The sequence below is a fragment of the Micromonospora sp. RB23 genome, from assembly GCF_053585025.1.
The window spans coordinates 3,103,970-3,117,858 of the sequence record NZ_CM132111.1; the positions used below are offsets into that span (position 1 = coordinate 3,103,970).

Annotated in this window: 12 protein-coding genes and 1 pseudogene; 4 read left to right on the forward strand and 9 right to left on the reverse strand. The window is 73.6% G+C overall.

The window, feature by feature from the left end; all coding sequences use genetic code 11:
* Positions 1–47: 47 nt before the first annotated feature.
* The 5 genes from dinB to ACTFTM_RS14205 all read right to left on the reverse strand — a co-directional run bounded on the left by dinB (position 48) and on the right by ACTFTM_RS14205 (position 5,643).
* Positions 48–1,235: a DNA polymerase IV gene (gene dinB, locus ACTFTM_RS14185; protein ID WP_449566237.1), complete on the reverse strand. Its 1,188-nt coding sequence runs from the start codon at positions 1,233–1,235 to the stop codon at positions 48–50.
* Between the two features lie 57 nt (positions 1,236–1,292).
* On the reverse strand, positions 1,293–1,730 hold the full coding sequence (locus ACTFTM_RS14190) for a VOC family protein (protein ID WP_449566637.1): 438 nt from the start codon (positions 1,728–1,730) through the stop codon (positions 1,293–1,295).
* Between the two features lie 68 nt (positions 1,731–1,798).
* A complete protein-coding gene (locus tag ACTFTM_RS14195) occupies positions 1,799–2,410 on the reverse strand; it encodes a GNAT family N-acetyltransferase (protein WP_449566238.1) in 612 nt (203 codons plus the stop codon).
* A 417-nt stretch (positions 2,411–2,827) separates the two neighbouring features.
* A complete protein-coding gene (locus tag ACTFTM_RS14200; protein ID WP_449566239.1) occupies positions 2,828–4,402 on the reverse strand; it encodes an FMN-binding glutamate synthase family protein in 1,575 nt (524 codons plus the stop codon).
* 110 nt (positions 4,403–4,512) lie between these two features.
* Positions 4,513–5,643, reverse strand: coding sequence for a peptidoglycan recognition protein family protein (locus tag ACTFTM_RS14205; RefSeq protein ID WP_449566240.1), 1,131 nt, complete (start codon positions 5,641–5,643; stop codon positions 4,513–4,515).
* 174 nt (positions 5,644–5,817) lie between these two features.
* Between ACTFTM_RS14205 and ACTFTM_RS14210 the strand changes: the two are divergent.
* Both ACTFTM_RS14210 and ACTFTM_RS14215 read left to right on the forward strand, forming a co-directional pair.
* A pseudogene (locus tag ACTFTM_RS14210) lies at positions 5,818–6,597 on the forward strand (membrane protein); the annotation flags it as partial.
* A gap of 724 nt (positions 6,598–7,321) precedes the next feature.
* Positions 7,322–8,593 (forward strand): MFS transporter, encoded by a 1,272-nt coding sequence (locus ACTFTM_RS14215; RefSeq protein WP_449566241.1) that lies wholly within the window; start codon positions 7,322–7,324, stop codon positions 8,591–8,593.
* Positions 8,594–8,655: 62 nt separating this feature from the next.
* Here the strand turns inward: ACTFTM_RS14215 and ACTFTM_RS14220 are convergent, their stop codons facing one another.
* Positions 8,656–9,075 carry a YchJ family protein gene (locus ACTFTM_RS14220; protein ID WP_449566242.1) on the reverse strand — a complete coding sequence of 140 codons (420 nt, stop codon included), beginning with the start codon at positions 9,073–9,075 and terminating at the stop codon, positions 8,656–8,658.
* A gap of 97 nt (positions 9,076–9,172) precedes the next feature.
* Between ACTFTM_RS14220 and ACTFTM_RS14225 the strand changes: the two genes are divergently transcribed.
* Positions 9,173–9,883 carry an MBL fold metallo-hydrolase gene (locus ACTFTM_RS14225; RefSeq protein ID WP_449566243.1) on the forward strand — a complete coding sequence of 237 codons (711 nt, stop codon included), beginning with the start codon at positions 9,173–9,175 and terminating at the stop codon, positions 9,881–9,883.
* A gap of 18 nt (positions 9,884–9,901) precedes the next feature.
* On the opposite strand, the gene ACTFTM_RS14230 is transcribed toward ACTFTM_RS14225, so the two are convergent.
* From ACTFTM_RS14230 to ACTFTM_RS14240, 3 genes are all read right to left on the reverse strand, one after another.
* Positions 9,902–11,008, reverse strand: a complete 1,107-nt coding sequence (locus ACTFTM_RS14230; protein ID WP_449566244.1) for a magnesium and cobalt transport protein CorA — start codon at positions 11,006–11,008, stop codon at positions 9,902–9,904.
* Positions 11,009–11,143: 135 nt separating this feature from the next.
* The gene (locus ACTFTM_RS14235) at positions 11,144–11,758 is read right to left on the reverse strand and encodes a class F sortase (protein WP_449566245.1); all 615 of its coding nucleotides are present in this window, start codon (positions 11,756–11,758) and stop codon (positions 11,144–11,146) included.
* 88 nt (positions 11,759–11,846) lie between these two features.
* Positions 11,847–12,341, reverse strand: coding sequence for a hypothetical protein (locus ACTFTM_RS14240; RefSeq protein WP_449566246.1), 495 nt, complete (start codon positions 12,339–12,341; stop codon positions 11,847–11,849).
* A 302-nt stretch (positions 12,342–12,643) separates the two neighbouring features.
* Here ACTFTM_RS14240 and ACTFTM_RS14245 point away from each other — a divergent pair, with 302 nt between their 5' ends.
* Positions 12,644–13,888: a lycopene cyclase family protein gene (locus tag ACTFTM_RS14245; protein WP_449566247.1), complete on the forward strand. Its 1,245-nt coding sequence runs from the start codon at positions 12,644–12,646 to the stop codon at positions 13,886–13,888.
* Position 13,889 lies beyond the last annotated feature (1 nt).

A 13,889-nucleotide genomic window follows, 5' to 3' on the forward strand; every position in this document is an offset into this window, starting at 1 on the left:
CCGCCGACCTGCTGTGATGTGTCTCCGGTCGCACCAGCCGGTGACTTCTAGTCCGGCAATAGCGGCATCTCGACCCCGGGGGCGCGGCCCAGGAGCACCGCCCGGGTGAGCGCCGTCGAGCCGAAGCGGTCACGGACCGCGTCCACCGCAGCGTCCAGGTCGGCCCCGGTGTCGGCCTGGAACGGCAGCTCCGGCTGCACCGGGTTGTCGTCCAGGTTGCCCACCGAGACGCCGAGCAGGGTGACGCCGCGCCGGTCGATCTCCGGCAGGGCGGCCCGCAGCAGCGTCCGCGCGGCGGCGAGCAGCAAAGTGGTGTCCGCGGTCGCCTTGCGCACGGTGTGCGAGCGGGTGGCGCGGGTGTAGTCGCCGAAGCGGAGTCGCAGCACCACGGTGCGTCCGGACCGCCCGGCCGCCCGCATCCGCCGGGTGACCCGGTCGACCAGGCCCGCCAGGATGGCGTCCAGCTCCGCTGGCGCATGCGGGCTGCGACCCAACGCGTGCTGCGCGCCCATCGAGCCCCGGCGGCGGCCCACCTGCACCGCCCGGGGGTCGCGGTTGTGGGCGAGGGCGTGCAGGTGTCGGCCGGCGCCCGCCCCGAGCAGGGACACCAGCGCGGCCTCGCCGAGCCGGGCCACGTCCGCGACGGTACGGATCCGGCGATCCCGCAGCTTCGCGGCGGTGACCGGCCCGACGCCCCAGAGCCGTTCCACCGGCAGGGGATGCAGGAACGCCATCTCGGCTTCGGGGGCGACGACCAGCAGCCCGTCCGGCTTGGCCACCCCGCTGGCCACCTTCGCCAGGAACTTCGTCCGGGCCACGCCCACCGTAATCGGCAGACCGACCCGGTCACGGACCTCCCGACGCAGCCGCTGGGCGACGTCCGCCGGTGTGCCGACCAGCCGGCGCAGCCCGCCCACGTCGAGGAACGCCTCGTCGATGGAGAGCCCTTCGACCAGCGGCGTGGTCTGCCGGAAGATCTCGAACACCGCCCGGCTGGCCTGCGTGTACGCCGACATCCGGGGCGGCACCACGATCGCGTCCGGGCAGAGCCGTCGTGCCTGGTGACCGCCCATGGCGCTGCGGACACCCCGCGCCTTCGCCTCGTAGCTGGCGGCCAGCACCACGCCGCCGCCGACGATCACCGGCCGTCCGCGCAGGCGCGGGTCGTCACGCTGCTCGACCGACGCGTAGAAGGCGTCCAGGTCGGCGTGCAGGATGTGGGCGCCGTGCGACACGTACACATGTTCGCATGGCGGTCGGTCGGCACGGCAGTGAGCTGGGAGAACGCGCGCTCAGTCGAGGCAGAACTCGTTGCCCTCCGGGTCTGCCATGACGATGTGGCCGGCGCCGAGCGGGGGAGCGGGCTCGTGTCGGGCGAGCCGCGTGGCGCCCCGGGAGACGAGCCGGTCGGCCTCGGCCTCCAGGGCCGCCATCCGGTCGTCACCCGTCAGCCCGGGCGCGGCACGCACATCGAGGTGGACGCGATTCTTGGCCTGCTTGCCCTCCGGCACCCGCTGGAAGAACAGGCGCGGCCCCGCCCCCGCCGAGTCGACCACCGCCGACGCGTCATTGCGGCGCTCCGGCGGCACGCCCATCGCGTCCAACGCTGCCTCCCACGAGTCGAAGCCGCCGGGCGGGCCCTGCAACTCGTAACCGAGGGTGTCGGCCCAGAACGCCGACAGTGCGGCCGGGTCGGCGGCGTCGAACGTTATCTGCACCTCACGCGCCATGGCAGTCACCTCATTTTCGGTCTGGTCGGTCATGGCGCCATCCTCTCGCGACGGACCGACAGGATCGGTCACAGGTCGTCGAACGGGCGGGCGTAGCGGAACTCGCCGCGGATCGAGGCGTGCCACGCGGTCAGCGTGCGGGCCATGAAGTACTGCGGGCCCCACGGCTGCGGCGGGGTGACGCCCAACTCGACGGCGGGCCGGAACCCGAAACGCGGGTAGTACTCCGGGTGCCCGAGCAGCACCACGAGGGGCTCGTCGCGGGCGTCCGCGGCGCCCAGGACGGCGTGCATCAGGGCGCTGCCGACACCGCGCCGCTGCCATTCGGGCAGCACGCCGAGCGGCCCGAGGCCCAACGCCACCGGCGCGCCCGCCACGCGGGCGCGGGTGGCCACGACGTGCCCCACCACCAGGCCGTCCGGAGCTGTCGCCACCAGGGAGTACGCGGGCAGCCACCCGTCGTCCGCGCGCAGCGCGTCGACCAGCGTGGCCTCGATCGGCACGCGATCGTCGCGGCCCTGCTCGGAGCCGTGATCGCGGCCCTGGTCGGGGCCGTGATCGCGATCGTGATCGGAGCCGTGGTCACCGCCGTCAGGGCCGTGGTCGGTGGTGGCGAAGGCGGCGGCGTGCACGGCCCGGATGGCGTCGATGTCAGCGGAGGTCTCGCGTCTGATCAGCACCGCGCCACCATAAGCGCGGTAGTTCACGGCTTCCACGAGTTATCGCGCGGTTCCGACGGCCCCCCGGGGGCCCGGGCCGGGCTCGCCGCGAGAAGGGCGATGCCTGTGGGTCATCAGGATGACGCAGAGGCATCGCGCTTGGCGCGGCGTTGGGTGTTGGCGTGACGGGGGTGCCTCGGGTCGGGCTCGCCGCGGGAAGGGTGATGCCTGTGGGTCATCAAGATGACGCACAGGCATCACGCTCATTGGGGCCTGGGCCTGGGCCTGGGCCTGGGCCTGGGCGTCTGGGGGTGGGCCTGGGCCTGGCGTCTGGGGGTGGGCTTGGGGCTGGCGTCTGGCGTCTGGGGCTGGGCCGTGGGGCGGACTGATCCGGCGACCCGGGGAGTCGGCCCGGACCGACGAGGGCTGGCGGTGGGGTCAGCCGACGGCGGTGGGCGACGGCGGGGCGCTGCCGCCCTGGGGCGCCTCCGGGGTCATCAGCCGGATGATCTCCTTCTGGTCGGCCGGGGAGGGCAGGCCCCAGTGCGGCCGGTAGCCGTACACCTCGTGCAGTGGGGTGGAGCCGGTGCGGCCGTCCAGGATCTCCACGGCGTCCGTGCCGATCAGGCCGGGGTGTTCGACGCCGCACGCCTCGGCGACCTTGGTCAGGTCCCGGCGCAGTGTCGCCAGGTAGTTGGCCGCCCGAACCGACTTGAGCGTCGGATCGAGGCCCCGCGCCAGCCACGCGTTCTGTGTCGCCACCCCCGTCGGGCAGGTGTCGGTGTGGCACTTCTGCGCCTGGATGCAGCCGATCGACAGCATCGCCTCCCGGCCCACGTTGACCATGTCGCAGCCGAGCGCGAACGCCACCACGGCGTTGTCCGGCAGGCCGAGCTTGCCGCTGCCGACGAAGACCACCCGCTCGTGCAGGTCGTGCTCCGCGAAGACCTTGTAGACCCGGGAGAAGCCCTGCTGGAACGGCAGCGACACCGAGTCGGTGAAGATCAGCGGCGCGGCGCCGGTGCCGCCCTCGCCGCCGTCGACCGTCACGAAGTCGACGCCCCGGCCCGTGTCGCGCATCAGCCCGGCCAGCTCCTGCCAGAAACTCAGGTCGCCGACCGCCGACTTGATGCCGACCGGCAGGCCGGTCTCGGCGGCCAGCAGTTCCACCCAGTCCAGCAGGCTGTCGCAGTCGGAGAACTCGGCGTGCCGCGACGGGCTCACGCAGTCCTGCCCGGCCGGGATGCCCCGCGTCGCGGCGATCTCGGCGGACACCTTCGCCCCGGGGAGGAGGCCACCGAGGCTCGGCTTAGCGCCCTGGCTCAGCTTGATCTCCAAGGCGCGCACGGGTGCGCCGGCGACCAGGTCCTTGAGCCGGTCGAGACTGAACCGGCCGTGTTCGTCGCGGCAGCCAAAGTACGCCGTGCCGAGTTGGAAGACCAGCTCGCCGCCGTTGCGGTGGTACGGCGACAGGCCACCCTCGCCGGTGTTCTGGAGACAGCCGGCGAGGGCGGCGCCCTTGTTCAACGCGGTGATGGCGTTGCCCGAGAGGGAGCCGAAGCTCATTCCGGAGATGTTGACCACCGACTCTGGCCGGAAGGCACGCGCCCGACCCCGGGCCCCGCCGAGCACCTTGGCGCACGGCAGTCGTACGTCGTGCCCGGCCGTCGGCGAGGACGGCGGCACGGCCCGGCCGAACGTGCGGTGCTTGATGATCGGGTACCCGGGCGTGAACTCGATGTCGTTGTCCGTACCGAAGCCGAAGTAGTTGTTCTCCTGCTTGGCCGACGCGTAGACCCAGCGGCGCTGGTCCCGGGTGAACGGGCGCTCCTCGTTGTTGCCGGCCACGATGTACTGCCGCAGCTCCGGCCCGATCGCCTCCAGCAGGTACCGGGCCCGGCCGAGCACCGGGAAGTTGCGCAGCAGCGCGTGGTCGCGCTGGATCAGGTCACGCGCGGCGAGCGCCGCGACAGCGGCGGCGACGGCGGGTACGGCTCGACGGGCCCAGGTCATGCCCGGGAGTCTTTCCGCCCGCGCGCCGGCTCAAACCGACCGTGCTGCGTACCCGCTGGTGGTGGGCCTGGCGGCGGCGCGGGCCGGACCCGCGCCGCCGCCGGTCGGGCTCAGCTGTGTCGGTACGACTGGCGGACCGATCCACCGACCAGGACGCACCACGTGCTCGTGCTGAGCTTGCCGTTGCGGGGCAGGCCGTGCAGCGCCTGCAGGTCCTGCACCGCGGCCCGGGTGGCGTGGTCGTACGCCCCGGTGACGGTGACCGCGTACCCCTTGGTGGCCAGCATTTCCTGGACGGCCGTGACCGGAGCGCCGACGGCGTGCTGGTCCAGTTCCGGCGCCAGGGTCTCCCAGGTGGGCATGGTCAGCGTGGCGTCCACGTCCACGGCGAGGCCGTTGCGGGCCTGCCAGTCCTGCACGGCGGCCACGGTCGCGGCGTCGAACGTGCCGCTGACCGTCACGGCGTAGCCCCGGAAGGCCAGCAGGTGCTGCACGACCCGGACCGACGGCGAGTTGACGAAGCGCCACAGGTCGGGCCAGCGGCGGGCCGGGACGTCACCGAGCGTGGTGCCCAGGGCGGCGTGCACCCGCCGGCGCAGCTCCGGGAACTGCCGGTAGAAGGCGGCGCCCGGGCACTCGGTGGTGCGGAAGTCCCAGTGGCCGAAGATGTCGTACGCGTGCAGACCGTACTGCCGGCAGATCGCCACGCACAGCTTGACCAGCGAGTCGGTCAGCGCCTCCGGCGGGGTCTCCGTGACGTACGTGCCTTCGTTCTCGATGCCGATGGCCCGGCCGTTCTCACCCGGGCAGTGCGCCGCGATCATCTGGCGGTCGCCGGCTTCGAGACGTTCCAGGCTGCCCCGGCGGCCCTCCAGCACGTAGCCGCCCCGGCTTACCGTGAAGTGCTGACCGGTGTCCGACCAGCCGTTGCCGTCCATGTGCAGGTCCTGGCAGTCGTGGGCCAGCTTGACCGCCTGCTCGCGGGAGTAGTCGGTGACGTTCGGGAACGCCATGTGGTGCACGATGATCTTGTTGGTGGCGATGGCGCTGACCGACAGCGGGTCCGCCGGTGGGCGGGCGCCCCACTCGTCGCAGCTGATGATCCAGTCCAGGTCCGTGCCGGGGGCGGCCTGCGCCGCGCCCGAGAAGGCGAGTTCGCTTCCGACGACGGCGACCGTGGCCGCGCCGAGACCGGCGCGCAGCAGTGTCCGCCGGTCCATTTCGGAACGTTCGACGTGCATGACATCTCCTCCTGCGGCCGACGGCGGGGGGATGAAAAGTAGCTCCAGTGGCCGCACGCACCACGGAGAATATTGCCAGAGTGGGCCGCGCGCCAGGGCCAGTCGCGTTTCCGTGTCCGCTGGTGGGGGTAGGTCGGGGCGGACTGTCCGCGCTGCCCCTTAAGGAATGACCATATGAGTGACAACGTCAGCGACGCGGTGGGCGACGCCCTCCGCTCGGTGATGCTCTTCCTGCCCAAGGCCGTCGCCTTCGTGGCGATCCTGGTGGCCGGATGGCTCATCGCCAAGGCCGTGTTGAAGATCGTGGAGAAGGTCCTCGAACGGGTGGGCTTCGACCGCGCCGTCGAGCGCGGCGGCATCCGTCGGGCCCTCAACCGTTCCCGGTACGACGCCAGCGACATCGTCGCGAAGCTCGTGTACTACGCGGTGCTGCTGCTCACCCTCCAGCTCGCCTTCGGCATCTGGGGGCCCAACCCGATCTCCGACCTCATCACCGCCGTGGTCGCGTGGTTGCCGCGCGCCTTCGTGGCGATCGTCATCGTCGTGGTCGCCGCGGCCATCGCCAACGCCGTCAAGGACATCATCGGCGGCGCGCTCGGTGGGCTGTCGTACGGCCGGGCGCTGGCCGGAATCACCTCGGTGTTCATCCTCGGCCTGGGCGTCATCGCCGCGCTGAACCAGATCGGCGTGGCCACCGCGGTCACCACCCCGGTGCTGATCGCCGTACTGGCCACCGTCGGCGGCATCCTCGTGGTCGGAGTCGGTGGCGGCCTCATCCGTCCGATGCAGAGCCGCTGGGAGTCGTGGCTGACCCGCGCCGAGCAGGAGTCGCACCTGATCGCCACGCACGCCCGCGCCTACCGGGCCTCCCGTGCCGAGGCCGAAGCCGAGGCCGCCCGTGTCGAGGCCGCCCGCGTCGAGGCCGAAGCGGCCCGCTCGACCGCCGCCCGCGCCGACGCGGACCGCACGTCGACCGTCGGCCGCCCCTTCGAGGCGGAGAGCACGTCGGGGACCACCCTCCCGTCGGATTCGGATGTCACGCAGGTGACGCCCCGACCCTCCGACCCCGACGCCACGCAGATCGTGACCCGCCCGTCGGAGGCGGACGTCACGCAGGTGACCCCTCGTCAGTCCGACCCCGAGGTCACGCAGGTCGTGCCCCGCCCGTCGGAGGCGGACGTCACGCAGGTGACCCCTCGTCAGTCCGACCCCGAGGTCACGCAGGTGGTCACCCGGCCGTCGGACGCGGACACCACGCAGGTGGTCAACCGCTCGTCCGACGCGGACGCCACGCAGGTGCGGGCGTCGACCGACGACACGACGCAGGTGGTGGGTCCCGGCCGGGACGCCGACACGACCCAGGTGATCAGTGGCGGCGCGGTCCCCGGGCAGCGCACCAGCGACGAGAGCGAGACCACGACGGTCATCCCGCCGGTGGACCCCGACCGGCGCTGAACCGGGCGGGCCGAGCGACGGGCCAGCGGGGCGGGATCCATCGGAATCCCGCCCCGCTTCTCGTCCCGCCGAGCGTCGAAAGCGCTGGCCGACGCCGGGACGCCGGTCTACCATCGCCGACATGACCTGGCGACATTGATCCAGCGCCGCAGGCCGCACCCGTGGGCCGCCACGGGCACCGCACGTCCGGTGTCCGCCGTCCACTCCCACGGGAAAGGCCCCCATGATCCATCTCGCCTCACGCGTGCCCGACCCGGCGGTGCGCCGCCTCTCGGCGACCCTCTACGGGTACGCGTTCCTCAGCGACCTCGTCCTGCTCTATCCGCTGTACGTGGTGCTCTTCGCCGACACCGGCCTGTCGGTGGGGCAGGTATCGTCGTTGTTCGTTCTCTGGTCGGCCGCCGGAATCCTGTTCGAGGTGCCGTCCGGCGCGTGGGCCGACGTGGTGTCCCGACGGCTGCTGCTGTGCCTCGCCCCGCTGGTGACCGCCGCCGGGTTCGCGCTCTGGGTGCTGCTCCCGTCGTATCCGGCCTTCGCGGTCGGGTTCCTGCTCTGGGGCGCCGGCGGGGCGTTGGTCTCCGGTGCGCTGGAGGCGCTGGTCTGGACCGAGTTGGCCCGCCTCGACGCCAGCGACCGGTACGCCCGCGTGCTCGGCCGCGCGCGCACGGCGGGTGTGCTCGGCGTGGTGGTCACCGGAGTGCTCGCCGGCCCGGTGTTCGCCGCCGGCGGCTACCCGGCGGTCGGCGCGGGCAGCGTGCTCGCCTGCCTGCTCGCCGCGACGGTCGCCACCCGGTTCCCCGAGCACCGCCGGCCGCCGGACCCGCCGCCGGTCGTGGCGTCCGGCCCGGACGACCACGACGACGAGCTGACCTGGTCCGAGACGCTGCGGGCCGGGGTGCGGCAGGTCCGTACGCGGCCACCCGTACGAGCCGCCGTGCTGCTGGTCGCCGTGGTGGCCGCCGACTGGGGAGCGCTCGACGAGTACACGCCGCTGCTGGCCCTGGACACCGGCGCCGGCGCGCAGGCGGTACCGCTGCTGCTCCTGCTGCTGTGGGCCGGCGTGACCGTCGGCGGGCTGCTCGCCCCGGCGGGGGAACGGCTCGGCCGTCGCGGCTACGCCGCGCTGCTGGGACTGGTCGCCGTCGCGCTGGCCGGGGGAGCACTCGTCCGGCGTCCGGCCGGTTTCGTGCTGCTCGCGGTGGCGTTCGGCGCGGCGCAACTGGCGACCGTCCTGGCCGACGCCCGCCTCCAGGCGAGGATCACCGGCGGCAGTCGCGCCACCGTCACCTCGCTGGCCGGGATGCTCACCGACGTGCTGATCATCGGGACGTACGCGGGGTACGGGCTGGTCGCCACGGCGGCCGGCAACGCGGTCGCGTTCGCGGTGGCGGCCGGGGCGTACCCGTTGGTGGCGCTGGCGCTGCTGATCCGCCGCCGGCGCCCCGCGACCGTGCGCGGCGACGTCGCCGCGGCCGGCGCGCGCGGCCCGGGCTGAGGGCGCGGCCCGGGCGAGTCGGCGGACCATCCGGTACGCACCCGTCCGGGCGGGCTCCTCCGTTACGACTGGTCGCCGTCGACGTAGACCCAGCGGCCGTCCTCGCGGACGAAGCGGCTGCGCTCGGTCAACGTGCCCGGTCGACCGGCCGCGCGGTAGTGGGCGTGGAACGTCACGGTGCCGGTGGCGTCGAGCAGGCCGCCGCGCTCGGTCTCGACGATCTCCAGCCGGATCCACCGCTGCGCCGGGTCCAGGTCCAGCCGCTCCGGCCGGGTGGAGGAGTGCCAACTGCGCAGCAGGTAGTCGGTGTCGCCCAGCGCGAACGCGCTGAACCGCGAGCGCATCAACGCCTCGGCCGTCGACGCCGGGGCGGCGCCGCCGTGCGCGGGGGAGCAGCAGTCGGCGTACGCCCGACCGGTACCGCACGGGCAGAGGCCGCCGGTTGTCGCGTTCGCCCGCCGGCCCCGTCCCGCTTTGCCCACCGGACCATCCTGCCGCACCAGCGGGCGGTCCCGGTGACCGGCCGCCCGGTCGTCGGCGGGGCACTGATGGTTGACCATCGTCCCTAGACTCCCGGGCATGACGCGTTCCCCGGCGGTGTCGCTCGCTCCGAACATCTGGCGCATCCCCACCGTGGGGCGCTCGGCCGTCAACTCGTACGCGTTCGTCGACGACGACGGCAGCGTCACGCTCGTCGACTGCGGGCTGGCCAAGGCGCCCGCCCGGATCGTGGCCGGGCTGGCCGCGATGGGCAGGACGCCGGCGGACGTCACCCGCATCGTGCTGACCCACGCGCATCCCGACCACGCCGGCGGGGCGGCCGAGATGTCCCGCCGTACCGGCGCGCCGGTCGCCGCGCACGCCGCCGACGTCCCGTACGCCGAGGGCGGCCACAATCCGCCCGTGGACCCGGCGGTGACCGGCGGCCGGTTCTTCACCCGGATGGCCGGTGGCCGTTTTCCGGCCGTACGGGTGGCCCAAGCGCTCGCCGACGGCGACGTCCTCGACGTCGGCGGTGGCCTGCGGGTCGTGCACACTCCCGGGCACTCACCCGGTCACGTGTCGCTGCTGCACGAGCCGACCCGACTGCTGATCACCGGCGACGCGCTGTTCAACGTGCTCGGCGTGCGCTGGGCCCCGAAGCTGCTGTGCAGCGACTACCGCATGACGCGGCAGACCGCCCACGTGTTCGGGGAACTGGAGTACGACATCGCGGCGTTCACCCACGGCCCGGAGCTGACCGACCGTCCCCGCGAGCGGATCCGCGCCTTCCTGACCCGTCGCGGCTGACGGCCCGGCGCGCTGCGCTCACAGCCAGCCCGAGCGGCGGAAGAGGCGGTACAGGGCGAGTGCGGCCACCGCCATCAGGGCCAGCGCGCCCGCGTACCCGTAGCGCCAGGCCAGCTCGGGCATGTGGTCGAAGTTCATGCCGTAGATGCCGGCGATGCCGGTCTGGGTCGCGGCGATCGCGGCCCACGCCGCGATCTTGCGCATGTCGTTGTTCTGCTCGACGGCGAGCTGCGCCAGGCGGGACTGGACGATCGAGGTGAGCAGGTCGTCGTACGCGGCCACCCGGTCCACGGCCCGGCCCAGCCGGCCGTCGACGTCCACGAACCAGCGGTGCAGGGCGCGCGGCGGTCCGTCGCCGGTCGGGTCGAGCAGCGTCCGCAGGGGAGTCTGGAGCGGGAGCACGGCCCGCTTGAACTCCACCACCTCCCGCTTGAGCTGGTAGATGTGCTGGATGTCGGCCGATCGGTCGCGGGCGAAGACCGCCTCCTCCACGCGTTCCAGGTCGTGCTCCACGTGCCCGGCCACTTCCAGGTACGTGTCGACCATCCGGGAGCAGACCGCGTACGCCACCGCCCAGGGCCCGGCGGCCAGCAGCGCCGGTCGGCGTTCGATGTCGGCGCGGACGTCGCGCAGCGCCCCGGCCGCGCCGTGCCGCACGGTCACGGCGAACCGGTCACCGAGCAGCACCATCACGTCACCGGTGTCGATCACCTCGGACGTGTCGGTCAGCTCGGCGTGCTCCACGTACCCGGCGGTGCGCAGCACCAGCAGGGTGACCGGCCCGTGCCGCTGCACCGTGGGCCGGTGCCCGTCGGCGAGCGCTTGTTCGACGGTCAGCTCGTCCAGACCGAAGGTGCGGCCCACCGCGGCGAGCACGGCCGGCCCCGGCTCGTGCAACCCGAGCCACACGAAGGAGTCGCGGCCACGTCGGGCGCTCGCGTACGCGTCGTCGTAGTGCGGCCGGCCCGGCTCGCGGCGACCCTTGACGTACACGGCGCAGTCGACGACGGCGTCCGGATTGGACCGCCGGGGCGCGGGAGCGGCACCGCCGTCGCGGCCGAGTAGTCGACGGGCCAGGGCGCGTACGCCCCGACCAGCCCGGTCCCGTACCGCTCGCTGATCCACGACGCGCCCCCTCCCGCGCACCGTCGCGGCCACGGTGCTCGCAGGGCATGGTGCCACCGGATTCTGCCCAGCGGCGTCCCGCCCCCGACAACGGGGTGGGTTGCGCGTGCCGCGACGGACAGGCTAGGGATCGGCTCAGGCGGTGCGGGTGGCGAAGACGACGATGTTGTCCACGTAGTTGCCGGTCGCGTCGTCGAAACGGCCGCCGCAGGTGATCAGGCGTAGCCCGGCGACGTCCGCCGGGCCGTAGACCAGGCCGCTGGGGAAGCGGTCCTTGGGGTACGCGTGGACGCCGTCCACGGTGAACGTGGCGACCCGCGCGTCGGCCCGGGTGACCTGGATCTGCTGGCCGGCGCGCAGCCGACCGAGGTCGAAGAAGACCGCCGGTCCGGTGGGGGAGTCGACGTGTCCCACCAGGACGGCGTTGCCGGTCTCGCCGGGGCTCACCCCGTGCCGGTACCAGCCGGCGAGGGTCGGCTTGTCCAGAGGCGGTACCTCCAGCACCCCGGCGGCGTCCGCGCCGACGGGGACGATGTCGGCGCGTACACCGATGGTGGGAATCTGCACCCGGACGGGCGCGGCGCGGGCCAGCGGCGCCAGGTCCGGCGCGGGCCGGGAGTGTGTCGGCGCGTCGGCCGACGGCCCGGGGGGACGGGTCGGCCCGGCGGTGAGGCCGACGGTGATCAGCCCCAGCCCGGACACGCCGAGCAGGGCGACCACCGCCGCCAGAGCCCGCTGCCGCCACCACACGTGGGCACCTCCGTCAGGGCTCGTCGGGGTGCCCGCACCGGTCGTACCGGCACGGGCACCCGTCCTCAAGGGATGAAGCGGTCGCCGGTCAGGCGACGGTGGACACCGGTCGGCGTCGGCGTACCAGCAGCACCGCGCCGGCGGCGGCGGTGCCGAGCAGGGTGCCTCCGGCGGCGAGCGCGCCCGCGTCGCGTCCGTTCCGGCTGTCGCCGCCCGAGCCGGCCGGGGCGCCGCCGATCGGCGTGACGGTGAAGGTGGCGCTACCCGCCGAGCTGCCGTCGCCGCAGGTCGCGGCCACCGTGTACGAGCCCAGCGTGAACCCGGCGGTGAACAGTTCGGCGCTGAGCCCGCCACCCGCGGCGGCCGTGGTGGATCGGACGTTCTCGTCGCGGTTGGGTCCGGTGACCCGGAAGATGACGTCGCCCGACTTCGGGTTGCAGGTCGTCGCGGTGAGCACGACGGTTCCTCCGACCGGGGTGGTGGCCGGTGACACGACGGTGTCGGCCAGTGCGGCGCCCGGCAGCAGGAGCGTGCCGAGACCCACGCCGAGCGCCGTCGAGCAGAGTGCTGTTGAGACCTTCATACGCGTCTTCCCTCACTTTTCGTCCGCTGACTGCGTGGGACGTCGTTCGGGTGGCCAACTCCGTGACTAGCACCGGTGTGCCCAACACTAGGTGGGTTGGGACCCCGATCAGGTGAAAATGAGAAACCTTCGTTGCCGTCACGTGTCCACCCGAAGGCGGGTCCTGGTGCGGGCCGACAGGGTTGCGCCGATCTTGCACCTTCGGTCGCCGACAGGTGTGCCATGCCTGTATGTCGCCACAGCAACTGCAAGATCGCGGTGCGGAGGGTGCCGTTGCGCGCCGGTGTGGCAGCGTGGTGCGGGTGAGCCACCTCGACGTTGATCTCGCGCTGCTCGGTGGCGGGGGCGCTGCCTCGCTGCTGCTCGCCGCGCTCGACCGGCACGGCGTCCGGGACCTGCGGATCGCCGTCGTCGACCCGGTCCGCCGGCGCGGCCAGGACCGCACCTGGGCGTTCTGGGGCGACCCGGACAGCGACCTCGACCCGCTGCTCAGCGCGAGCTGGCACCAGGTCGAGGTGGTCACGCCCGCGCGGCGTCGCGTCCTGGACCTGACCCCGCTGCGGTACGCCATGCTGCGCTCCGGCCCGGTCTACGACCGGGCTGCCGAGGCCGAACGCCGGCTGGCCGCCACCCGTGTCATCGCCCCGGCCGGGACGGTCTCCGACGACGGCGACCGGGTGGTCGTCCGCTGCGGCGACGGGTCTGTTGTGCGGGCCCGCTGGGTGCTCGACTCCCGCCCCCGCCCGCCGGCACGTGCCGGCCGGACGACCTGGTGGCAGCACTTCCGTGGCTGGTGGCTGGAGGCCGACCGGTCGGTGTTCGACCCGCGGCGGGCGGTCCTCATGGACTTCCGTACCCCGCAGCCGGCCCGGGGCGTCTCCTTCGGGTACGTGCTGCCGGTCAGCGACCGGTACGCCCTCGTCGAGTACACCGAGTTCTCGCCCGACCTGCTCACCGACGCCGGGTACGACACAGCTCTGGCCGGCTACCGCGACCTGCTCGGGCTCGACCCGGGCGGGCTGCGGGTCCGCGAGGTCGAGAACGGGGTGATCCCGATGACCGACGCGCCGTTCCCGGCCCGGCCCTCGCCCCGCGTCGTACGCCTCGGCACGGCCGGTGGCGCGACCCGCCCCTCCACCGGGTTCACCTTCTCCGCGATGTACCGGCAGGCCGACCAGATCGCCCGCGCGCTCACCGCCGGCCGGCCACCGGTTCCGCAGCCCGCGTACCCGGCCCGGCACCGCTGGATGGACGCGGTGGCGCTGCGCGCGCTGGACACCGGTGGCGTCGGCGGCCCCGACTTCTTCGACCGGCTCTTCGACCGCAACCCCGCCGAGCGGGTCCTACGGTTCCTCGACGGCGTCACCACCCCGGCCGAGGAGGTTGCGATCATGAACTCGACCCGGCTCGGGCCGATGATCGCCGCCACCGTCGGCGACGCCGCGCACCGCGTCCGCGACCGGCTCCGCCCCGCCCGTCCCGCTCCGGCCATCCCGGCCGCCGTGGTCGGCGGCCCGCCCCGGCCCCCGGCCGACCCCGAGAGCTGAG

Bases quoted from the DNA above. Each gene is read 5' to 3' on its own strand.
- ACTFTM_RS14190 (WP_449566637.1), bottom strand. From the start codon at position 1,730: ATGGCGCGTGAGGTGCAGATAACGTTCGACGCCGCCGACCCGGCCGCA.
- ACTFTM_RS14200 (WP_449566239.1), bottom strand. From the start codon at position 4,402: ATGACCTGGGCCCGTCGAGCCGTACCCGCCGTCGCCGCCGCTGTCGCG.
- ACTFTM_RS14205 (WP_449566240.1), bottom strand. From the start codon at position 5,643: ATGCACGTCGAACGTTCCGAAATGGACCGGCGGACACTGCTGCGCGCC.
- ACTFTM_RS14215 (WP_449566241.1), top strand. From the start codon at position 7,322: ATGATCCATCTCGCCTCACGCGTGCCCGACCCGGCGGTGCGCCGCCTC.
- ACTFTM_RS14225 (WP_449566243.1), top strand. From the start codon at position 9,173: ATGACGCGTTCCCCGGCGGTGTCGCTCGCTCCGAACATCTGGCGCATC.
- ACTFTM_RS14240 (WP_449566246.1), bottom strand. From the start codon at position 12,341: ATGAAGGTCTCAACAGCACTCTGCTCGACGGCGCTCGGCGTGGGTCTC.